The organism is Geothrix sp., assembly GCF_049292215.1.
Classification (GTDB): domain Bacteria; phylum Acidobacteriota; class Holophagae; order Holophagales; family Holophagaceae; genus Geothrix.
The window spans coordinates 1-21,127 of sequence record NZ_JBATQW010000089.1; the positions used below are offsets into that span (position 1 = coordinate 1).

The 21,127-nt window shown below is 69.1% G+C and carries 19 protein-coding genes; 10 read left to right on the plus strand and 9 right to left on the minus strand.

Annotated features, from left to right (window positions below):
- The 8 genes from WAS25_RS14740 to hisG form a co-directional block, all read left to right on the plus strand.
- The coding region (locus WAS25_RS14740) for an HAD family hydrolase (protein ID WP_422313439.1) at nucleotides 1-755 on the plus strand (755 nt) is incomplete at its 5' end.
- Complete coding sequence (gene hisB, locus WAS25_RS14745; RefSeq protein WP_422313441.1) at nucleotides 752-1,336, plus strand: imidazoleglycerol-phosphate dehydratase HisB; 585 nt, start codon at nucleotides 752-754, stop codon at nucleotides 1,334-1,336. The genes WAS25_RS14740 and hisB, both read left to right, overlap by 4 nt.
- Nucleotides 1,333-1,977: an imidazole glycerol phosphate synthase subunit HisH gene (gene hisH, locus WAS25_RS14750; RefSeq protein ID WP_422313443.1), complete on the plus strand. Its 645-nt coding sequence runs from the start codon at nucleotides 1,333-1,335 to the stop codon at nucleotides 1,975-1,977. The genes hisB and hisH overlap by 4 nt, the downstream gene beginning before the upstream one ends.
- The gene (locus WAS25_RS14755) at nucleotides 1,968-2,681 is read left to right on the plus strand and encodes a HisA/HisF-related TIM barrel protein (protein ID WP_422313445.1); all 714 of its coding nucleotides are present in this window, start codon (nucleotides 1,968-1,970) and stop codon (nucleotides 2,679-2,681) included. Before hisH ends, WAS25_RS14755 begins: the two co-directional genes overlap by 10 nt.
- Nucleotides 2,681-3,433, plus strand: coding sequence for an imidazole glycerol phosphate synthase subunit HisF (gene hisF, locus WAS25_RS14760; RefSeq protein WP_422313447.1), 753 nt, complete (start codon nucleotides 2,681-2,683; stop codon nucleotides 3,431-3,433). Before WAS25_RS14755 ends, hisF begins: the two co-directional genes overlap by 1 nt.
- Nucleotide 3,434: 1 nt before the next feature.
- Nucleotides 3,435-4,073 (plus strand): bifunctional phosphoribosyl-AMP cyclohydrolase/phosphoribosyl-ATP diphosphatase HisIE, encoded by a 639-nt coding sequence (gene hisIE, locus WAS25_RS14765; RefSeq protein ID WP_422313449.1) that lies wholly within the window; start codon nucleotides 3,435-3,437, stop codon nucleotides 4,071-4,073.
- Nucleotides 4,073-5,041: an ATP phosphoribosyltransferase regulatory subunit gene (locus WAS25_RS14770; protein ID WP_422313451.1), complete on the plus strand. Its 969-nt coding sequence runs from the start codon at nucleotides 4,073-4,075 to the stop codon at nucleotides 5,039-5,041. The genes hisIE and WAS25_RS14770 overlap by 1 nt, the downstream gene beginning before the upstream one ends.
- Nucleotides 5,038-5,679: an ATP phosphoribosyltransferase gene (gene hisG / locus WAS25_RS14775; RefSeq protein ID WP_422313453.1), complete on the plus strand. Its 642-nt coding sequence runs from the start codon at nucleotides 5,038-5,040 to the stop codon at nucleotides 5,677-5,679. The genes WAS25_RS14770 and hisG overlap by 4 nt, the downstream gene beginning before the upstream one ends.
- Here the strand turns inward: hisG and WAS25_RS14780 are convergent.
- From WAS25_RS14780 to WAS25_RS14820, 9 genes are all read right to left on the minus strand, one after another.
- A complete protein-coding gene (locus tag WAS25_RS14780; RefSeq protein WP_422313455.1) occupies nucleotides 5,676-6,776 on the minus strand; it encodes a CofH family radical SAM protein in 1,101 nt (366 codons plus the stop codon). The genes hisG and WAS25_RS14780 overlap by 4 nt on opposite strands.
- A 2-nt stretch (nucleotides 6,777-6,778) precedes the next feature.
- Complete coding sequence (locus WAS25_RS14785) at nucleotides 6,779-6,943, minus strand: hypothetical protein (RefSeq protein WP_422313457.1); 165 nt, start codon at nucleotides 6,941-6,943, stop codon at nucleotides 6,779-6,781.
- A 69-nt stretch (nucleotides 6,944-7,012) separates the two neighbouring features.
- Entirely contained in the window at nucleotides 7,013-7,336 is a 324-nt protein-coding gene (gene hpf / locus WAS25_RS14790) for a ribosome hibernation-promoting factor, HPF/YfiA family (protein WP_422313459.1), read from the minus strand.
- 53 nt (nucleotides 7,337-7,389) lie between these two features.
- Nucleotides 7,390-8,958: an RNA polymerase factor sigma-54 gene (rpoN, locus tag WAS25_RS14795; RefSeq protein ID WP_422313461.1), complete on the minus strand. Its 1,569-nt coding sequence runs from the start codon at nucleotides 8,956-8,958 to the stop codon at nucleotides 7,390-7,392.
- On the minus strand, nucleotides 8,958-9,695 hold the full coding sequence (gene lptB, locus WAS25_RS14800) for an LPS export ABC transporter ATP-binding protein (protein WP_422313463.1): 738 nt from the start codon (nucleotides 9,693-9,695) through the stop codon (nucleotides 8,958-8,960). Before lptB ends, rpoN begins: the two co-directional genes overlap by 1 nt.
- 78 nt (nucleotides 9,696-9,773) lie before the next feature.
- Entirely contained in the window at nucleotides 9,774-13,046 is a 3,273-nt protein-coding gene (locus WAS25_RS14805; protein WP_422313465.1) for a WD40/YVTN/BNR-like repeat-containing protein, read from the minus strand.
- A 55-nt stretch (nucleotides 13,047-13,101) separates the two neighbouring features.
- Nucleotides 13,102-14,850 (minus strand): LptA/OstA family protein, encoded by a 1,749-nt coding sequence (locus WAS25_RS14810; RefSeq protein ID WP_422313467.1) that lies wholly within the window; start codon nucleotides 14,848-14,850, stop codon nucleotides 13,102-13,104.
- Complete coding sequence (locus WAS25_RS14815) at nucleotides 14,847-16,457, minus strand: single-stranded-DNA-specific exonuclease RecJ (RefSeq protein ID WP_422313469.1); 1,611 nt, start codon at nucleotides 16,455-16,457, stop codon at nucleotides 14,847-14,849. Before WAS25_RS14815 ends, WAS25_RS14810 begins: the two co-directional genes overlap by 4 nt.
- Nucleotides 16,458-16,515: 58 nt before the next feature.
- Complete coding sequence (locus WAS25_RS14820; protein WP_422313471.1) at nucleotides 16,516-17,475, minus strand: acetyl-CoA carboxylase carboxyltransferase subunit alpha; 960 nt, start codon at nucleotides 17,473-17,475, stop codon at nucleotides 16,516-16,518.
- 129 nt (nucleotides 17,476-17,604) lie between these two features.
- Here WAS25_RS14820 and coaE point away from each other — a divergent pair, with 129 nt between their 5' ends.
- Both coaE and WAS25_RS14830 read left to right on the plus strand, forming a co-directional pair.
- Nucleotides 17,605-19,710, plus strand: coding sequence for a dephospho-CoA kinase (gene coaE / locus WAS25_RS14825; RefSeq protein WP_422313473.1), 2,106 nt, complete (start codon nucleotides 17,605-17,607; stop codon nucleotides 19,708-19,710).
- Nucleotides 19,711-21,096, plus strand: a complete 1,386-nt coding sequence (locus WAS25_RS14830) for a TldD/PmbA family protein (RefSeq protein WP_422313475.1) — start codon at nucleotides 19,711-19,713, stop codon at nucleotides 21,094-21,096. It begins immediately after the preceding gene.
- Nucleotides 21,097-21,127 lie beyond the last annotated feature (31 nt).

Below are 21,127 nucleotides of genomic sequence, written 5' to 3' on the forward strand. Positions count from 1 at the left end.
AGCTGCCCGCGCCGGCGCCCCGGCCGCGGCGCCGGCTCCTAGTCCTGGACATCGACGGGGTCCTCATCGATGCCGACCGCAGCTTCATGGAGGCGGTGGCCCGCACCCTGGCCGAGCTGCGCCCTGCCCTGCCTTGGTCGGATGACACCTACACGGCCTTCAAGCGCCTGGGCGGCTTCAACAACGACTTCCGCCTCGCCGCCGGAGCGCTGGCGCTCGCTGAAACATTCGGTGACGAAGACCTGCAGCCGCGCGTGGAGGGCGCCATTGGCCGTGGCTTTCCCGAGCTCGAAGCCCGCTTCCAGGCCCTCGAACCCGCGGCCCAGGTCGTGGTGCAGAAGCACTACGTCGACACCATCCGCCTGGAGCGCCCCCTCGTGGCACTGCCCGAGCTCCGGGCCACCGGCTGGGATCTCGCCATCCTGACCGGGCGTCCTCCGGAGGAACTCGACCTCGCCTGGCGGGTGCTCGGCTTCCAGCTGACCGCGGTCTGCGATGCCGCGCCCCACCTCCGCAAGCCGGAACCCGCCGGGCTGCTGCAGCTGGCGGACGCCTTCCGCGCGGAGGAAATCGTGTTCGTTGGAGATACTGTGGATGATGCGCGCTGCCTCCAGGCTGCCGCCGAGGTCCGACCCGAACTCTCCTGGCGCTTCGTGGGAGTCGGCCCCGATCGCGCGCGGTTCTGCGGGCCCGACGATGGCCAATCCACCACCCTGCTCGACTTCCTGCCGATGCTGAACCAGGAGCCCTCATGAGGACCGCCAGCCTGCGCCGCGCCACCACCGAGACCGAAGTGGAACTCACGCTCCAGCTGGATGGGGGCGAGGCCCGCATCCACACGGGCCTGGGCTACTTCGACCACATGCTGATGCAGCTGGCGAAGCACGGCGGCTTCGGCCTCGCCATCGAGGCCAAGGGGGACCTGCCCGTGGACAGCCACCACCTCGTCGAGGACGTGGGCCTCTGCCTCGGCGATGCCCTGAAGGAAGCCCTGGGTGAACGCGCGGGCCTGGCCCGGTACGCCCACGCCTACGTCCCCCTCGACGAGGCGCTGGCGAGGGTCGTGGTTGATCTCTCCGGCCGGCCCTGGTGCGAGTTCCAGGCGGATCTGCCCCCCATCATCCTCGGCGATGGCTTCCAGGTGGAGATGGTCCGCGAGTTCTTCGTGGCCCTGGCCATGCGCGGCGGCCTGGCCATTCACGCCGATCTGATCCGTGGTGTGAACACGCACCACAAGGTCGAGGCCCTCTTCAAGGCCCTCGCCCGCGCCCTGCGGCAGGCGACCCGCATCGAGGGTGGAGGGGTGCCCTCCACCAAGGGGACCCTCTCCGCATGAGTGATTCCGGTCTCATCACCCTCATTGACTACGACGCCGGCAACCTGGCCTCCCTGGAAGGCGCCCTGGACCGGCTGGGTCTGCCCTACCGGCGCGCGGCTACTCCCGACCAGGCCGCGCTCGAAGGACCGATCGTGCTGCCGGGCGTGGGCCACTTCGAGGCTGCCCAGCGGTCGCTGCGCGAGCGCGGCTGGTGGCGTGTCCTGCCGAGCTTGGTGGCGGAGGGCCGGCCCCTGCTCGGCATCTGCCTGGGCCTGCAGCTGCTCGCCGAAGGCAGCGAGGAGGCGCCGCGCGCCTCGGGCCTGGGGCTCATCCCCGGCATCGTTCGCCGCCTAGGTCCTGGGGTGAAGGTGCCCCACATGGGCTGGAGCCAGATCCGCCAGCATCGCGCCCACCCGGGCCTGCCCAACCCCGAGGGCGGCTGGCTCTACTTCGTCCACAGCTATGCGCTGGAACCCACGGTGGAGACCATCTACGTGGCCGAGCATGGCCGCCCCTTCGCCGCCGTGGAGGCCCGGGGCAATGTCATGGGCTTTCAGCCTCACCCGGAGAAATCCGGGCGCGCCGGCCTGCTCCTGCTCCAGTCCTCCCTCGCCTGGATGGGCGTGACGGCCCCACAGCCGGAGGTACCATGCAACTGATCCCGAGCCTCGACCTGATGCATGGCCGCCTCGTGCGCCTGCGCCACGGCGATCCGAAGCAGGCCACCTTCTACGACATGGAACCCGAGGACTGGGTCGGCCAGCTGGCGGAGGCCGGCGCCCGGCGCATCCACCTGGTGGACCTGGACGGAGCCTTCGGCCGGCCGCTCCAGGGGCGCTTCACCGGCTTCCCTGTCCGCTTCCCCGAAGTCCAGTTCCAGCTGGGAGGCGGGCTGCGAGACCGGGCCACCATCGAGAGTGTGCTGGACCTTGGCTTCGATGCCGTGGTGGGCACCCTGGCCGTGGAGCAGCCCGCGTCCCTCAAGGGCCTCTCGGGCCATCACGTCATCGCCGCTCTCGATCTCAAGGGCGACCGCATCGTCACCCGGGGCTGGCAGGCCCCCAGCGCCTGCGCGTCCACGGATGTCTTCGAGGCCCTGCTCACCCTCGGCTTCAGCCGTGCCCTGGTGACCGACGTCAGCCGCGACGGCACGCTTGAAGGCCCCGGCATCGAGGCGGCCGCCTGGGTGGCCCGCGAGGGCTTCCTCGTCCAGGCCTCTGGTGGCGTCAAGGAGCTCGGAGACCTCCTGCCCCTCGCCAAGGTCCCGGGCGTGGTGGGGGCCATCAGCGGCAAGGCCCTGATGGAGGGCTTCATCCCCCTGGACGATCCCCGGCTCCGGGCCGCGCTGGAAGGGGGCCTCTGATGCCGGCTAAGCGCATCATCCCCTGCCTCGACGTGAAGGCCGGACGCGTCGTGAAGGGTGTGCAGTTCAAGGATCTCCGGGACCTCGGCCACCCCGTGGACCTGGCCCGGCGCTACGATGCCGAAGGCGCGGACGAGCTGGTCTTCCTGGACATCGCCGCCTCCATCGAGAACCGCGGCACGCGCGAGGCCTGGGTGCGCGAGGTGGCCCACGAGCTGAGCATCCCCTTTACCGTGGGAGGCGGCGTGTCCCGCGTGGAGGACGCCCGGAGCCTGCTGCGGGCCGGCGCGGACAAGGTGGCGGTGAACACAGCGGCGGCGCTGCGCCCCGCCCTGGTCTCCGAGCTGGCCAGTGCCTTCGGCCGGCAGTGCGTGGTCGCCGCAGTGGACGTCAAGCGCGATCCTGCCCTCGGCTGGCGCGTGTATCTGAAGGGCGGCACGGAACCGACGGATCGCTCTGCCCTCGACTGGCTTCAGGAGCTCAGCGAGCTCGGCGCGGGCGAGATCCTGCTCACCTCCATGGACCGCGACGGCACCGGCGAAGGCTTCGACATCCAGCTGCTCGAGCTGGCCTCCCAGCTGCCCATCCCCCTCATCGCCTCCGGCGGCGCGGGTCTGGAGGTCCACTTCCTCGAGGCGCTGGAGCACGGCGCGGACGCCGTGCTGGCGGCCACGCTGTTCCACGAGGGCATCCTGCCCATCTCCCGCCTGAAAGCCTACCTGGCCCAGAACGACATCTCCGTGCGGATCTGACATGAACCCAGACACCCTCCGATTCGACTCCGACGGCCTCATCCCCGGCATCGTGCAGGACCGCGCGGGCACGATCCGCATGGTGGCCTGGCTCAACCAGGAAGCCCTGCGGCTCACCCTCGAGACGGGCTACGTTACCTTCTGGAGCCGCTCCCGGCAGGTCCTCTGGACCAAGGGCGAGAGCAGCGGGAACCGGCTGAAGCTCATCCAGATCCGGCCGGATTGCGATGCGGACGCCCTGCTCATCCTGGCGGATCCCGAAGGCCCCAGCTGCCACCGGGGCACCGAGAGCTGCTTCGACGCCGACTCTGAAGGAGGCGATCCCTGGCCCGCGGCCCTGCCCTGGCTGGGCCGCCTGGAGGCGCTGCTGAAGTCCCGGAAGGCCGCCGCCTCCCTGGACGGCAGCTACACCCAGAAGCTCTTCGCCCAGGGCGTGGACCGCATCGCCAAGAAGGTCGTGGAGGAGGCCGGCGAGGTCATCCTCGCCGCCAAGAACGACGACCGCGAGGCCTTCCTGGGGGAGGCCGCCGACCTGCTCTTCCACCTGGACCTGCTGCTGGTGGAGCGGGGGGCCAGCCTCCTCGAGGTGGTGGAAGTGCTGCACGGCCGCCACGCCGGGCGCGCCGGAGGGCCCGACTGATGCCGGTCCGCACGCCCCACTTCCCCGATCTGCTCTTCGGCTCCGCCGCGCGGCTTCGCCGCTGGGAGGCCGCCCTCATGGGCCTGCTCGCAGCCCAGGGCTACCGTGAGCTTCATCCATCCCTGGTCTTGCGCGAAGCCATCCCGGATGGCGCCCTGCGCTTCTTCGACGGTGACGAGCTCGTGGCCCTACGCTGGGATTTCACGGTGGCCCTGGCAGGGCTTCTGGCCCGGGGGTTCGCGGCACCGCCGGACCGTGTGGCCTACGCGGGCGCCGTGTTCCGTCGGCCCGTCCAGCCCTGGGAGGCCGTGGAGCGCTTCGAGGTGGGCTGTGAGCGCATCCAGCCCGAAGGCGAATCCTCCGCCGAGGCTGATGTGGAACTGGCCCGGCTTCTGATGGCCATTCCAGGCGCTCTGGGGCTGAAGAGTGCCATCCTCCACTTGGGCCATGCCGCCCTTGTGCGTCGCCCCCTGGAAGCGGAGGGGTTGTTCGGGGGCCTGGCCGACGAGGTGGTGGCGGCCCTCTCCCGGCGCGCGCCCCACCGAGTTCACGAGGTGCTGAAGGGCCATCCCTCGGGCGCGAGGCTCACCGCCCATGCCGAGGCCCTGCTCTCCGAGCTGGACGGCCCGGGAACCCTCGGCGCCCTGAGTGTCAGCCCCTACGCCCACCTCCTGGAGGGCGAGCGGGAGCACATGGACCGGGCCCTGAAGGCCCTGCTGCCCATCCTCCCGGCCAACCTGGAGCTGCGCGTGGACCTGGCCGATGTGGCGGGACTGGGCTTCTACACCGGCCCCACCCTGAGGCTCTGGGCTCCGGGCGCCCAGCAGGAGCTGGCTGCGGGTGGCCGCTACGACCGCCTCTTTCCCGACCTCGGGCGGCCCTGGCAGGCGGCGGGCTTCTGCGTGCGGCTGTCGCGCCTGCTCGACCTCGCCGAGACCCGCCCCGACCTCTTCGAGCCCCTGCCATGACCATCTCCACGCTCCTCATCGCCTTCCCCAAAGGCCGCCTCGGCGACGAGCTGGTCCCGAAGCTCGCGGGCACGCCCCTGGCCCTCGATGTCGAAGCCCTGAAGTCCCGGGTGTTGCGCATCCCCACCGCCACCCCCGGCGTCGCCGCGCTCCTGCTCAAGGGCGCTGACCTGCCCCGCTACGTGGCCGCCGGCGTGGCCTCGCTGGGCATCGTGGGCTCGGACACCCTGGACGAGATGGACATGGACTTGCTGGAGCTGGCCGACCTGGGCTTCGGTGCCTGCCGGCTCTCGCTTTGCGCGCAGACTGGGGTCACCCTGGATGCGCTCCGCGCCAAGCCCCACCTGCGCCTGGCCACCAAGTTCCCCAGGGCCACCGAGGCTTGGCTCACCCGGGAAGGGCTCACGGCCGAGCTGGTGCCCCTCAGCAGCAGTGCGGAGCTGGCGCCCCTGCTGGGGCTGGCGGACGCCATCGTGGACCTGGTCCAGACCGGCGGCACCCTCAGGGCCCACGGCCTGGTGGAGACCGCCGTGCTCGGCCACTCCTCCGCCCGCCTCGTGGCCGCCCGCGGCGCCTACCTCAGCGAACCCGGGCGCATCAGGCCCCTGGCGGAGGCACTTATCAGCGCGCTGCGCTAGGCCGGAACCTGCCCGTAGATGTTGTCCCGCTGCCAGGGTTCATAGCCGGCGGCAGTGATCATGCGGGTCATCTCGTCCCTGTTCACGCTGTAGCAGGTGCCTGCGGCGCTGACGACGTTCTCCTCGAGCATGAGGCTACCCATGTCGTCGCAGCCGTAGTGCAGTGCCAGCTGCCCGGTCTTGCGGCCCATGGTGACCCAGCTGCTCTGGATGTGCGCGAAGTTGTCCAGGAAGATGCGGGCGATGGCGATGGTGCGGAGGTATTCGACGTCGGTGGGCTTGGGCACCTTGCCTTCCCAGGGCGTATGGCCGCTCTGGAAGGGCCAGGCGGCGAAGGCCGTGTAGCCGCCGCCGTTGTTGCGAGCCAGGGCCCGGTCCTGCTGGTCACGGAGGGCCTCGAAGTGCTCAATGCGCTCGGCCAGGGTCTCCGTGATGCCGAACATCATGGTGCCCGTGGTCTTCACACCCTCTTGGTGGGCGGCCTCCATGACCTCCAGCCATTTTTCGCGGCCACCCTTCAGGGGCGCGATCTTCTTGCGGATGCGGTCCACCAGGATCTCCGCGCCGCCGCCGGGAATGGAGCCCAGGCCCGCCTCGCGCAGGTCGGCGATGGTCTTGCCCAGGGTCTGGTCACTGAGCTTGGCCATCATCTGGATCTCCACCGGTGAGAAGCCGTGGACCCAGATGCCCAGGTCGTGGTGAAGGTAGCGCACCAGGTCCAGGTAGTAGTCCCAGGGCAGGTCGGGATTCACGCCGCCCTGCAGCAGGAAGCCGGTGCCGCCGATGGCTTTCGTCTCCTCGGCCTTCTGCTTCAGCTGTTCCCTCGTGAGCACGTAGCCGCGGGTGTCACCGGGCTTGTGGTAGAAGGCGCAGAAGGTGCAATAGACGTTGCAGACGTCCGTGTAGTTCACGTTGCGGTCGATGACGTAGCTGACGCGGCGCGGATCGTTGTGGCGGTCGCGGGCGGCCGTGGCCGCCACGGCCAGATCCGGCAACTCCGCGCTTTCAGAGAGCACGAGCGCCTCGGCGGCGGAAATCCGCCGACCCTGTAGCACGCCATGCAGGATGTCCTCCGGCGTCACGAGGGCCTTGAGCATGTCTAGACCCTGTACCCCATCACCTGGAGGCACCGCCGGCAGACGCAGTCCTGGCCTTCCACGCCGTGCTGGAAGTGCTCCAGGGTGTAGGCGCAGCGGCACTTCTCGCAGATCTGGGTGGGATCGGTGCAGGTCTTGGGGGCGTAGAGATGCGTGGGATCAGGCATGGCGGACTCCGGACCTCCAAGAATACCAAAGGCGGCCCCGAAGGGCCGCCTTTGGTGAAGATGGGACGACTATTCCTCGACGGCCCCGGCCTTGGCGCTTTCGTGCGGGCGGGTGTTCCGCTTGTCCTGGTGCTTGTGGGCCTGCGCCTCCAACTTGTCCACGGCCTGGGTGATGCTGGCATACATGTCATCGGTGGTGGCAGAGGCCACGAAGGCGCTGGCACGCGTCTTCAGGGTGATCTCGGCCTCGTGGCGGTGCTTCTCCACGCTCAGGATCACGTGGACGTCGATGATGTCGTCCAGGTAGGTGGCCATCTTATCCAGCCGCTCCTTCGTGAGTTGCTTCAGGGGCTCGGTGAGCTCCATGTGGCGGCCGGTGTAGTTGACCTTCATGGGGTACTCCTGAAAGGGGCCGGTCGGCCCGGGATTTTGGGGATCCGGCCCTGTTATCGGCGCCGGCGCTGGGAAGCTGGAGGAATTTTCAGTTCCTCCCGGTACTTGTTCACGGTGCGACGGGCCACCTTGATGCCGTCCCGCTCCAGCAGGCTCGCGATGGCCTCGTCGGACAGGGGCTTGGCGATATCTTCCGCCTGCACGAAGGCCTTGATCCGGTGCTTCACGACCGTGGCCGACACGTCGGAATCCTTGGGTCGGGCCGAGAAGAAATAGTTCAGGTCGAAGAGCCCCTGGGGCGTGTGGATGGTCTTGGCCTTCACCACGCGGCTGATGGTGCTCTCATGGAAGCCCGTGGCCTCCGCCACATCCCGCAGCACCATGGGGCGCAGCCGCTCGATGCCGTGCTCGATGAACTCCTTCTGGAGCTCCACGATCTGCGCCGACACGCGCAGCACCGTCCGGTTGCGATCCTCCACGCCGCGGATGAAGTCCCGGGCGCTGCGGAAGCGCTCGCGGATGAAGTCCTTGTCGCACTTGGCCTCGCTGGAGGCCATGAAGCGCGGATACTCGCCGTTCACGCGCAGGCGCGGCAGGCCCTCGTCATTGAGGTAGACCTTCCAGTGGCCATCTTCCCCCTTGAGCACCACCACATCGGGCTTCACCACGCGCTCCCCATCGGGGTCGAAGGCCCGGCCGGGCGAGGGGTTGAGGTGCTTGAGCTGTTCCATGGCCATGCCCAGTTCCTCTTCCGTGCAACCCAGGGCCCGGCGCAGCTTGGCACTGTCCCGCTGGGAGAGGAGCTCTGTGAAGTCCTGGATGATGCGAACCGCCAGGTCGTCGGGCTCGGCTCCGGCATGTCGAAGCTGCAGCAGGAGGCATTCCTGCACCGTGAAGCACCCCACCCCTGAGGGATCGAATTCCTGCAGCACGTCCAGGGCCGCACGCAGGGCCTCCTCGGTCACACCCAGATCGGCAGCCAGCTTGGCGGGCGTGGCCTCGAGGGAGGGCTGGTCCGGATCCATGCGGATGAACCCCTTGGGATCAAGCCGGTCGATGAGCCGCTCCACCAGCGGCGCGCGGGGATCCCCATGTTCCAGGGTTTCGTAGAGCTGCCCGACCAGATGATCCTGGAGGGACTCGAAGGCGCTCAGCCGATCCTCCCAGGAGAGGCGGTCCTCCTCCGGCAGGTTGCTGGTGCGCGGCAGATCCTGGTCCCAGCTGTTCTCAGCGCCGAGCTCAGTCTCCTGCACCTGGGCCACGCCTTCTTCAGTAAAGCGCTCCAGGTCTCCCTCGGGATTCATCTCGCCGGCGGCGTCTAGGATTGGGCCAAGATCCACAGTGTCCACCCCTTCCGGAAGTTCCACGGGATCGGCCATCTGCTCCGCGGAGCCTTCGGTCACATCGGAGTCGCGGCCCTCCTCGATGGCCTCGAGGGTCGGCACCTCGTCGCTGTCGTCGGCCAGCTCCAGGAGGGGATTCTCCTCGAGCTCCCGCTCGATGGTCTGGGACAGCTCCTGGAGGTTCATCTGCCACAGCTTGAGCTTCAGCTGCATGGCGGGCGTCAACGCCAGGGTCTGGCTCTGGGCCAGGCGTTGGGAGAGGAAGGGACCGGCTGCCATCAGTCCAGCCTGAACCGGTCGCCCAGGTAGACCCGGCGGATGTCCGGATCCTCTGCAATTTCGCTGGGCAGGCCGTTCTTCATGATCATCCCGTCCGCCAAGATATAGGCCCGGTCGGCGATCTGCAAGGTCTCCCGGACATTGTGGTCGGTGATGAGCACGCCGATGCCTCGCGCCTTGAGGTCGCCGATGAGGCCCTGGATCTCCAGCACGGATTTCGGATCCACGCCGGCAAAGGGCTCGTCCAGCAGCATGATGCGGGGTTCGGTCACCAAGGCCCGCGCCAGCTCGCAGCGCCGCCGCTCACCGCCCGAGAGGCTCATGCCGAGGGTGTCGCGCACTTTTTCGAGGTGAAACTCCCCCAGCAGGCGCTCGCAGCGGGCCTTCTGCTCGGCCTTCGGGATGGGCTGAAGCTCGCCTAGGGCCAGGAGGTTCTCCCACACCGTGAGGCCCCGGAACACGCTGGCCTCCTGGGCCAGGTAGCCGATGCCCAGCCGGGCCCGGCGGTGCATGGGCAGCGCGGTCACATCCTGGCCCAGCCAGCGGATGGTCCCCCGATCGGGAGCCTCCACACCCACTACCATGTAAAAGGTGGTGGTCTTGCCCGCGCCGTTGGGTCCCAGGAGACCCACCACCTCGCCCATGCCCACGCAGAGGCTCACGTCCCGCACCACGGTGCGGTCGCCGTAGCGCTTCTGCAGGTTCACTGCCTCAAGGCAGGGGATGGATTCAGTCATGGTTCTATCAGAACATACGAGGGCTCACTTTGGCCCGGGGGCCTCCGGGAGTGTCCGCAGTCCACCGCGCCGGCGGTTTCAGCGCACGGCCCGTCCCGGGGTGTGTGGAGCCTTGACGGCCTCCAGGACCTCCTCGAGCACCCTCAGCTCACCCAGGGCCCCTTCGAGCCGTCCCAGGACCGTCTTGAGCCCCTCCTCGGCCCAGGCCAGGTTCTGCCGCTGGGCAGCGGTGGGCAGCTGGGTGGTGCCCCAGACACTGCCCGTGACGTCCCCGATCCGACCGAGGATGCCGGGGGCGGTGGGCTCCTGGTAGCGGGCCACGGTGGCATCCCCGCTGAGCAGATCGCGCAGGGCTTGGAACTCGCCCTGAAGGCCGCGGGCTCTGCCCAGGTTCTCCGGGGCCACCGCGGGCGTTTCGACCAGGGCCTTGCGCACGACGCCAAGGCGGGCCTGGGCCTCGGACAGACGCTCGGAGGTGCCCATGGCCCGTCGCTGGGCGTCCCCCATGCGGGCGCAGAAGGCGCTGAATTCAAGCCACTGGGCGGGGGTCAGCCGGTCGGCGTCCAGGGGCCTGACCTCGAAGGGCACCGGGCCGGCCACCGGCCGCAGGACACCGTCGATCTGGAGGGCCAGCGTCGCCTGGTAGCGGCCCGGAGCCGCAAGGGCCCCGTGCGCTCCATAGTCCCAGGGATCCCGTTCGTCCGACTGCTTCAGCCGGATCGGGGCGGGGCTTTGAAACCGGAGGTCCCAGGTCAGTCGATGGAGGCCCTGCTCGGTGTCGCCGGGGATGCGACGCACCACCTGGCCATCGGCTCCACTGATGGTCAGCAGGGCCGCGAGCGGTGCTTCCCGGTCTTCCGCCCGCAGGTCGTCCCAGGAGGGGATGGCCGGATCCTGGCCGGCCTTGGCGGCCTCCTTCTCCCTGCTCTGGCGCTGCTTCTTCAGGGAGGTCACCGGGGCCTTCAGGTGGTAGGTGAACACCGCGCCGAAGGGCGGATTGGGCGAGAGGAAGAGTGAATCCCCCTGGAAGGATTTCCCCGGGCCACCGAAGGGGACGGCTGGCACGTAGGCCAGCGCCGGGCGAAGCCCGAAGAGATGGGCCTCCCGCTCCAGCAGCTCCGCCCGGGCCTCCCGCAGGGGGGTCAGGTCGTCCAGCACGAAGAAGCCCCGGCCGAATGTGGCCACCACCAGATCGCCCTCCCGGGTCTGGATGGCCAGATCCTTCACCGCGATGGTGGGCAGCTTGGCGAACTTCGACCAGGACCGCCCGGCATCCAGGCTGAAGAAGAGGCCGAATTCCGTGCCGCAGTAGAGGAGGCCCTCCCGGGCCGGGTCTTCGCGGAGGGTGTAAACGCTGCCCCGTGCCGGCAGACCGGCAGAGATGGCTTCCCAGGTGCGCCCGCGGTCCCGGGAGCGCAGCAGGTAGGGGCGGAAATCTCCGGCCTTGTGGTTGTCGAAGGCGGCGTAGATGGTCCCGGCGTGATGCGGGCTCGCTGAGAGGCAGGAGACATAGGTGAGCTCGGGAACGCCGGGAAAACGGTCCACCTTGCGCCAGGCCTTGCCGCCATCCTCGCTGATCTGGAGGAGGCCATCATCCGTCCCCACGTAGAGCATGCCCTCGGCCTTGGGGCTCTCGGTGAGCGCAACGATGTTCCCGAAGAAGCTGGTGGAAGTGTTCCGGGCCACCGCGTCCACGCTCCACACACGATCCATGATCTTCAGGCGGCTGCGGTCGATCCTGCGAGTGAGGTCGGGACTCACCGCGGACCAGCTGCTCCCCCGGTCGTCGCTGCGGAAGAGCTTCTGCGCGGCAAAATAGAGCCGCTTCCCGTTGTGCGGGCTGAGCATCATCGGCGCATCCCAGTTCCAGCGGAAGGGTTCCTCCCCGGGCGCAGGCTGGGGCTGGATGTCCACCCGCTCGCCGGTACGGCGGTCGAAGCGGACCAGCCCACCGTACTGGCTCTCCGAATACACCGTGTCAGGGTCGTCCGGATCCACCTGGCTGTAGAAGCCGTCCCCGCCCTGGGTGACGAACCAGTCGGAGGCCGTGGAGCCGTGCAGGTTTCGCGTGCGGCTCGGACCACCCAGCGTGAAGTTGTCCTGGGTGCCGCCATAGATGGTGTAGAACGGTCGTGCCTGGTCGACAGCCACCCGGTAGAACTGGATGATCGGCAGGTTGGCCTTGAACTCCCAGGTGGCGCCGCGGTCGCGACTTTCGTAGACGCCGCCATCGCATCCGGAGATGAGGTGGGCCGTGTTGGAGGGATCGATCCAGAGCGCGTGGTTGTCAACGTGCTTGAAGGTCTCGCCCACCCGGCGCCAGGTCTTACCGCCGTCCTCGGTCACCTGCATCCAGGTGTCCATGGCGTAGACGCGTTTCGGGTCCTTCGGATCGCAGAAGAGCTCCTGGTAGTACTGGGCGCTCCCAGAAACCTGCGGGTTGCGCCGCTCCCAGGTCTGGCCCCCGTCGGTGCTGCGGAAGAACCCGCCCGCCTTGTTGGCAGCTTCGATGGTGGCGTACACCGTGTCGGGCTCGCCTTCCGGAATGGCCAGACCGATGCGCCCCATGTCCTCCTTGGGCAGTCCCTCCTTCAGCCGGGTCCAGGTCTGGCCGCCATCGGTGCTCTTGTGGATCGCGCACCCCGGGCCCCCATTCACCATCCCCCACACGTGGCGGCGGCGCTGATAGGTGGCCGCGAAAAGCACGTCAGGGTTGCGCGGGTCCATCACCACATCCGTCACACCGGTGTGGGCGTCCACGGTGAGCACATGCTTCCAGGACTTCCCGCCATCGGTGGACTTGTAGAGGCCCCGGTCGCCGCCCTCCTTCCAGAGGGGTCCCTGGGCGGCCACGAAAACCACTTGGCTGTTCCGCGGATCCACCAGGATCTTGCCGATGTGCTCGCTGGCCTGGAGGCCCATGTTCTCCCAGCTCTTCCCGCCATCCTGGCTGCGGTAGACGCCATCGCCATACGCCACGGAGCGCTGGGAGTTGTTCTCTCCCGTGCCCACCCAGATCGTGTGGGGGTTGCGTGGGTCGATGGTCACGCAGCCGATGGAGAAGGAGGGCTCCTTGTCGAACAGGGGCGTCCAGGTGGTGCCGCCGTTCTGGGTCTTCCACAGCCCGCCGGAGGCAACGGCTACGTACCAGGTGTCCGGTTGGCGCGGATCGATGGCGATGTCCCCCACGCGGCCCGAGGTGACAGCCGGTCCCAGGTTACGAAAGGGCAATGCGCCTAGCGGCGATTCCTTGGGGGCCGAAACCTCGTCCCTGGCCTTGGGAACCCCACTGACCACGGGGGTGGCCACGAGGAGACAGACCAAAGGTGCAAAAGAACGAAACCGGAGCATGGTGCCTCCTAATACGAGGTTACTCCCCCGATGATGCCCCATATTCGAGAGGGCGTCACCAGCCTGAGCCCGCCCCCTTGCCCCGCACGCGTCCCTGCCACTTGACCGTCTGGGTTTCAGGCTCCAGCTCAAGCGCCTCGCCCTGCCCCTCTCCCAGCCGACCCCGGAGGGACACGGAGCCCTTCGCCTGCACTACCTTCACCGAGCGATCGGCACCCAGGGTCACGACCACGGTGTCCGCGGCCAGCCGCCAGCCCTGCCCCTGGCACTCGACGCCGCCGCTGAGGGTGATTTTCTGGACCTCGCTCTGACCCCGCTCGGCCCGCAGGAAGAGGTCGCCATCCGCCGCCGCGAGGGCCCCGCTCAGGCCCTCTGGGAAGTTCACCTGCTCCCCCTTGCGGAGGATGCGGGAACCGGAGAGCCGCTCCCGGAGCCTGGTCCAGGCAGCAGGCCGGCCGGTCAGCGTCCAGAGAGCGTCTTCCCAGACCAGCTTGGCCCCCCGCAGGCTGCCGCCCGAGAACAGGTTGACCTGGACGGGCCCCTCGATGGTCCAGGAGCGGGGATCGCCATGACCGGCACCTCCCGTGAACGTGCCGTCCTCACCCCGGCCCACCACCGGCCCCTGGAGCGTCCAGCGACGCGTGGCCCGCTCCACCTGGATCCGGGGTGAGGAGAGGGTGCGCCGGCCCCAGGTGAGAAGGGCCTGCCCCTCCGCCACGGCATGGCCCACCGGTAGGGATTCGGGGAGATCCTTGCCGGCAGCCTCCCGCATGAAGACCCGCGGCGCCTTCAGGGTGAGGCGCTGGCCGTCCACCGGCTGGTCCCAGACCACACTGCCCTCCAGTCGCAGGCCTGCGGGAGTCCATCGGGCCCCGTCGGTGCTGAGTTGTTCCTCTCCGGCTCCCAGGGTCCGCCGGGCCCGGAAGGTCCTGAACTCCACCTGCTGGAAGCTCGAGCCGGGCTGGGGCCTGGGGGCCCGGCCACCCTGGGCTTCGCCGCGCCAGCCATCGGCCCGCTCAAAGGACAGGGGCCCGGGCCAGGTGACGGTGTCCGGGGACAGATCCGCCACGGAGGCCTGCAGGGAGCCCTCGCTCAGCCTGGCTCTCACGCCCTCCAGGTGGCCGGTCTGGAAGCCAGGCGTCGTCCAAAGGCGCTCTGCATCCATGGCCTGGAGGGTCGGTGCTGCCGGTCCGCCGACGGGGGCCTGCCACCGCACGGGGCCATGCTCCACGCGCAGCTTTCCGTCCGTCTCGCGCCGCCAACCCGCCGGCAGGTTCCAGAGCCCCCGGGAGGCCCCTTCCATGGACTCCCAGCGGAGGGGCGCCAGTCCCTCCCATTCACCACCATTCCAGCGGAGGGCCGGTCCCTCGCTCTCGATGCGGCCCTTGCCCAGAGGAACCGTGGTTCCGGGCTGGGCCACGCCCAAATCCATGGGCCCCTGGAGGGTCCACACACCTGCCTGCCGCCGCGCCTTGGGCGAGAGCAGGCGCCACTGCCCAGCCTGCTCTTCGAGGCGGCCGGTCACGTGCTCCAGGAGGAGGTCCTGTTCGGAGCCCGAGATGGCCTTGTAGGAGAGCACCATGCGATTCGGGCCCAGCTGTTCGGTGAGGGTCCCCTTCGTGCCGCGGGTGCCTTCTCCGAAGAGCGCATCACCTCCCACGGTCCGGCCGGGCATCCCCTCGCTGCCTTTGGTCAGGAAATGGAGTGTGAGCCCCAGGGTGCCGGCCACCAGGCACCAGCCCAGGCGCCGCCACAGGGGGTGGCGGGCGGGCGGGAGGTCCTGCAGCAGGGCGGAACCCTTCACGGCAGCGCCTCCCCGAGGACCGAGTCCACCAGCCAGGAGCGCCCCCAGCGGGCGCTGCCCTGGGGTGAGGCAGCCACGCAGAGCCGCTGACCCACGCGGGGCTGGCTGGGTCGCTCGTGGTTGGCGAACCAGGTGAGGGGATCGGGCAGGTCGGCCAGCCTCAGCTTCCAGTGGTCTGCACTGAAGACGGCTGACGACGCGACAGTGCCTTCGAGCCGGCTCAAAGGCGGCGCGAAGCCCTGGCCGAAGGGCTCCAGGCGGGCCAGATCGGCATCTCTAGGCAGGTCGTCGGGCCCACCATCCAGCAGCAGCGCGGGTCGTTCCCGCCCTTCGGCCTGGAGGGCCGCGCCCCGCTGGAGAGCCTGCAGCACGAAGGGGAACCGGGAAGCCTCGAAGCTCAGTCCGGCCGCCACGCGGTGGCCACCGCCACCCAGGATGAAGGGCTGGGCGAGGGCCAGCAGCTCGCCCAGGTCGTAGCCTTCCGGCGCCCGCAGGCTGCAGTGGGCCACACCGTCGAGGACCATGCAGACGCCCGCGGGACGGCCGGTGACACGCATGCGGTGGCCCGCCACGATGCCGATGACGCCCTTGTGGGCCGCCGCATCCAGCACCAGATCGAAGGGCGCCTCCGAGGGCGCCGGCAGGCGCTCAGCCACCTCCTGCTGAATCGCCCGGCGCTCGAGGTTGAGCGCTTCAACCCGCGCCATGAGCAGATCAGCCTCTCCGGGATCCTTGGTCAGCAGCAGACGAACGGCATCCTCGGCCCCGCCCATGCGGCCCACGGCGTTGAGCCGCGGCGCCAGGCCGAAGGCGATGTCCTGGGCGCCGATGACGCCCTCCTTCTTCGCGGCCTTCAGCAGGGCGGCCAGCCCGGGCCCGTTCCTCGTACCGAGCGAGTCCAGGCCCCGGCGCACGAGTAGGGCGTTCTCCCCGATCAGCGGCATCACGTCGGCCACGGTGCCGATGGCCACCAGCTTGAGCAGACCGTCCAGGAAAGCCGCGTCCGCACCCGCCGGATGGGGAACCGCGCCAAGCAGGGCCTGGGCCAGCTTGAAGGCCACGCCGACGCCCGCGAGGAACCGGTTGCCGTAGTCCCCAAGGTTGGGATGCACCACCGCGCGGGCCGGCGGCAACTCCGCACCCAGGGCGTGGTGGTCCGTGATCACCCAGTCGAGGCCCAGCTCACGACTCGCGTGCACCTCGGCCACGCTGCGCACGCCGCAATCCACGGAGATGAGCAGGGCCGGCTCGCGGGTGGCCTTCAGCTCCTGGATGCAGTCCAGGTGGAGCCCATAGCCATCGGAGAAGCGGTTGGGAATAAAGAAGGAGGCCTCGGCTCCGAGCCGCTCCAGGGTGCGCATCAGCAGCGCGGTGGCGGTGACGCCATCCACGTCGTAGTCGCCGTAAACCACGATGCGCTCGCGGCCTTCGATGGCCTTGCGGATGCGCGCCACGGCCTCGTCCACGCCAGGCAACAGGTGCGGGTCCGTACTGCGTGCCCAGGAGGGATCCAGCCGCCAGGACAAAGCCTCGGGCCGGTCCACGCCCCGCAGCCAAGCCAACCGAGCCAGCTTGGGATCAATGCCCCAGGCGGCAGCCATCGCCATCCAGGGCGCCGGTCCCGCCGGAATTTCCCGGCGAAGGCGCCACGGCAGCGCCTTCATGTCAGACCACGCTGCCCATGCGGGCGAACTTCTGGTAGCGCTCCTCCACCAGCTGATCCGCCGACAGCTCGGACAGCTCCGAGAAGGCCTCGATGATGGAATCCTTCAGGGCCACGGCAGCGGCATCGAAGTTCGAGTGGGCGCCACCCAGGGGTTCCTTCACGATGCCATCGATGACGCCCAGTTCCAGCAGGTGCGGGGCCGTGAGCTTGAGGGCCGCCGCAGCCTTCGGGGCCTGGCTGGCGTCCTTCCACAGGATGGAGGCGCAGCCTTCGGGCGAGATCACCGAGTAGATCGCGTTCTCCATCATGAGCACGCGGTCGGCCACCCCCAGGGCCAGGGCCCCACCGCTGCCGCCCTCACCGATGACCACGGCCACCACGGGCACTTCGAGCTTGGCCATCTCCAGCAGGTTCCGGGCGATGGCTTCGGCCTGGCCGCGCTCCTCGGCATCCACGCCGGGATAGGCGCCGGGCGTGTCGATGAGGCAGAGGATGGGCCGCTGGAACTTCTCCGCCAGCTTCATGAGGCGCAGGGCCTTGCGGTAGCCCTCGGGCTTGGGCATGCCGAAGTTCCGGAGGATCTTCTGTTTCGTGTCCCGGCCCTTCTGCTGGCCGATGACCATGACTGGGTTGCCTTCGATCCAGCCGAAGCCCGCGACGATGGCGGCATCATCACCGAAGCGCCGGTCCCCGTGCAGTTCCTCGAAACGCTCACAGATGCGCTCGATGTAGTCGAGGGTGTAGGGGCGCTTGGGATGCCGTGCCAGCTGGGCCCGCTGCCAGTCGGTCAGGTTCGTGAACAGGTCGGCCTTCAGCTTGTCGAGCTTCTTTTCCAGCTTCTCCCGCTCCTTGGTCTGGGAAGGGTCCATCTCCATGGCCCGGATCTGGGCCTCCAGCTCCAGCACCGGCTTTTCCAGCTGGGACAGATCCATGGCCTGTTCGGGGGACGCGTCTTTCATGCAACCTCTGGCTTGGTCGTTCGAGGATCCAGTGTAGAAGGCCGGACCGGGAATGGATAGGGCGCGCTGACCTCAGGTAGGACCCGCCGCGGACCATTCAGGTTCCTGCCATCCCGGGGGTGGGGCACAATGCCCCATCGAGGTGCTTCCCTGGCTTACCACCCCTTTCCCCTCCTGGGCCTCAGCGGCGGTATCGCGGCCGGCAAGTCCTTTGTCGCCTCCACACTCCAGGCCATGGGCTGGGTGCTCATCGATGCGGATGCCCTGGCACGGGAAGTGGTGGCGGTTGGCAGCGATGGCCTGGTGGAGGTCACCCGCGCCTTCGGGCCTTCAAGCCTCGGGCCTGACGGCACCCTGGATCGGGTCTGGATGGCAGCCTGTGTGTTCGCTGACGATGCCGCCCGGGCCCGGCTCAACAGAATCCTCCACCCCCGGATCGAGGCCCGGCTGGAAGCTCGGCTGGGCGGACTTCCCCCGGAGACCCGGGGCGCCATCCTCGACGCGGCCCTCTGGGTGGAGCGCGGGAGGGCCCACCACTTCGATGCGTTCTGGGTGGTGGATGCCCCGGAGGCGCTCCGGCTGGAGCGTTTGATGGCCCGGGACGGCCTGACCCGGGCTGCCGCCCTGGGGCGCCTGCGGGCCCAGGCCACGGCCTCCGAACGGGCCCTGCACGCCGATCTGGTGATCCCCAACGACGGGAGGGATCTGTCCGTGCTTCTCGCCAGGGCTGAAGCAGCGCTTCTGGCAGACTGGAAAGTCCGCCGCACGCGGACTTGGAGACCGGACATGCCTGCACCCTTCAGCGCCAGTGAGCTGCGCCTGGTACTAGCCGATCTGCTCAGCCATGGGGGTGACTACGGCGAAGTGTATGTGGAGCGCCGTCGGGCCCACGCCCTCGGCATGGAGGATGGTCGCATGGAGGATGTGCTGGCCTCAGAGACCTTCGGGGCCAGCCTGCGCCTGATCGAAGGCGAGACCACGCGCTTCGCCGACCTCATCGCCCCTACCCTTGAAGAGCTGTGCGAATCCGCCCGAACCCTGGCCGCCCCCGGAAACGGTCCCGCCGCGGCCATTCCCACCCTGGTGGCCCAGCGCTTCCCGACGCCCAGTCCCGTGGTCCAGGATCCCGTGCAGGTGCCTCTGACCGACAAGGTGGCCCTGGTGCGCCGCGCGGAATCCATCGCCCGCGACCGCGCGGAGGCCCTCCGCCCCGGCGCCCTGAGGCAGGTTTCCGTGGGCTACGGCGACAGCACCCAGCGCGTGTGGATCGCCGCGGCCGAATGCGAGGTCGGCGTCTGGTCCGGCCGCATCACCGAAGACCACCGCACCCAGGTGGTGCTGCGGGCCAATGTCACCGCGGGCGACGACACCCAGCTCCAGACCGGCTACCAGCCCCTGGGTGAGACGCGGGGTTTCGAGCTGTTCACCGATGAGGCCGTCACGGGCATGGTCCACGAGGCCGTGCGCCTGGCCATCCAGGCCCTGGACGCCCAGCCTGCACCCGCCGGCACCTTCCCCGTGGTGCTCAGCAGCAGCGCCGGCGGCACCATGATCCACGAGGCCTGTGGTCACGGCTTGGAAGCAGACCTCGCCTTGGCGGGCATGAGCTCCTTCGCGGGCAAGCTGGGTCAGCAGGTGGCCGCCGAGGGCGTGACCATCATCGATGACGGCACCCTTCCCCACAAGCGCGGCAGCCAGGCCATCGATGACGAGGGCAACCCCGTGAGCCGCGTGGTGCTCATCGAGAACGGCGTCCTCAAGGCCTACCTCCAATCACGGAAGACCGCACGAAAAATGGACACCGAACCCACCGGGAATGGCCGCAGGGAGAGCTATCGCCACCTCCCCATCCCCCGCATGCGGAACACCTTCCTCGCCGCCGGCAGCGAGCCCCCCGAAGCCATCCTCCGGGACCTGGACCGGGGTCTCCTCGTCAAGCACATGGGCGGCGGCCAGGTGGACACCGTCACCGGCAACTTCGTATTCCAGGTGACCGAAGGCTACTGGGTGGAGAACGGAGTCGCCTTGTACCCGGTGAAGAACGCCACCCTCAGCGGCTGCGGACCCGAGGTGTTGAAGGGTCTCACCCGCATCGGGAACGACCTGCACCACTTCGACATCGGCACCTGCGGCAAGGACGGTCAGGGCGTGCCGGTCAGCGATGCCCTCCCCACCATCCTCTGCCCCGCCCTCGTGGTCGGCGGTACCGCTGAACCTCTGCCGAGCGTGATCTAGATGAGCGACTTCCCGACTTTCATTCCGGAATCGCTCGAGACACGCCTCCTGGATGGCATCCAGCACGCCCTCGCCCTGGGTGCCGAAGGGGCCGAGGCGTTCACCTCCGTCTCCCGCTCCCGCAAGGCCAAGGTGCAGAACGGCGCACTGGAGGACCTCAGCGTCAGCAAGCGGGGCGGCCTCGGTGTGCGCGTGATCCGGGCGGGCCACAAGGGCTTTCGCACCGGCCTGGCCACCACCACCGATCTGGCCGCCGCCGACTTCCGGAACCTCTTCGCCCAGGCCTGGGAACTCAGCGCCCTCGGTGACGAGGACCCCTGGCTGCGCCAGGCCGAGCCCTCCGGCGAGGACGATCTCCCCAGCCGGTTCGACCCCGCCGTCGAAGCCATCACCCCGGAACAGCGCATCGGCTGGGCCATGGAGCTTGAGGCTGAAGCCAGGAAGAGCTCCCAAAAAGTCGCCGCCGTGCGGGAATCCACCTGGAGCGACGGCTCCGGGGCCAGTCTGCTCCTTACCCAGACAGGGGTGCGTGCCGCCGATGTCTGGTCCAGCTGCTCGGCCTCCATCGAACTGGCCGTGGCGGATGGCGAAGAGCGCCAGGCGGCCTGGCACTGGGATGTCTCCCGCCGCACTGGTCTGGACCTGGCCGCTATCGGCCAGGAGGCCGCCCTCAAGGGGGAACGGAAGCTGAATCCCCAGCGGCTGCCCGCCGGGAGATACCCTGTGGTGCTGCATCCCGAGGTGGCCGTAGACCTGCTCGGAATCGTGGCGGGCATGCTGGACGCAGAATCCGTGCTCAAGCAGCGCAGCCTTTTCGCCGGAAAGTTGGGCGAGGTCATCGCCTCGCCGCTGCTCACGCTGGTGGATGACGGACGCCTCACCGAGGCGCCCGGCCGCCCGGCCCTGGGCACGGAACCCTGGGATGCCGAGGGCCTGCCCACCCGGCGCAACGTGCTGCTGGAGGGAGGCATCCTCCGGACCTACCTGCACACGCTGAAAACCGCCGCAGAAATGGGCATGGCCCCCACCGCCAGCGCTGGCCGGGGCTTCGGCAGCCAGCCCGGCGCCACCACCTTCAACCTGTTCCCGCTGCCCGGGGACACAGGCACCGAGGCGCTCTATCGTCTGGCCGGGAACGGCGTGCTCATCACGGAGATCATGGGCCTGCACACGGTGGACCCCGTCAGCGGGGACCTCAGCGTGGGCGCCAGCGGCATTCGCATCCGCGATGGCCTGCTGGCCGAGCCCGTGGACAAGCTCACCTTCGCCGGCAACCTGCGGGACTTCCTCACCCGCATCGTGGCCCTGGGCAGCGACCTCCGCTGGTACGGCAGCAGCGCCGGCCTGAGCATCCTGCTGGAGGACATCGCCCTGGGCGGCGCGTGATCCTCCAACCCACTTCCACCTTCTAGCATCG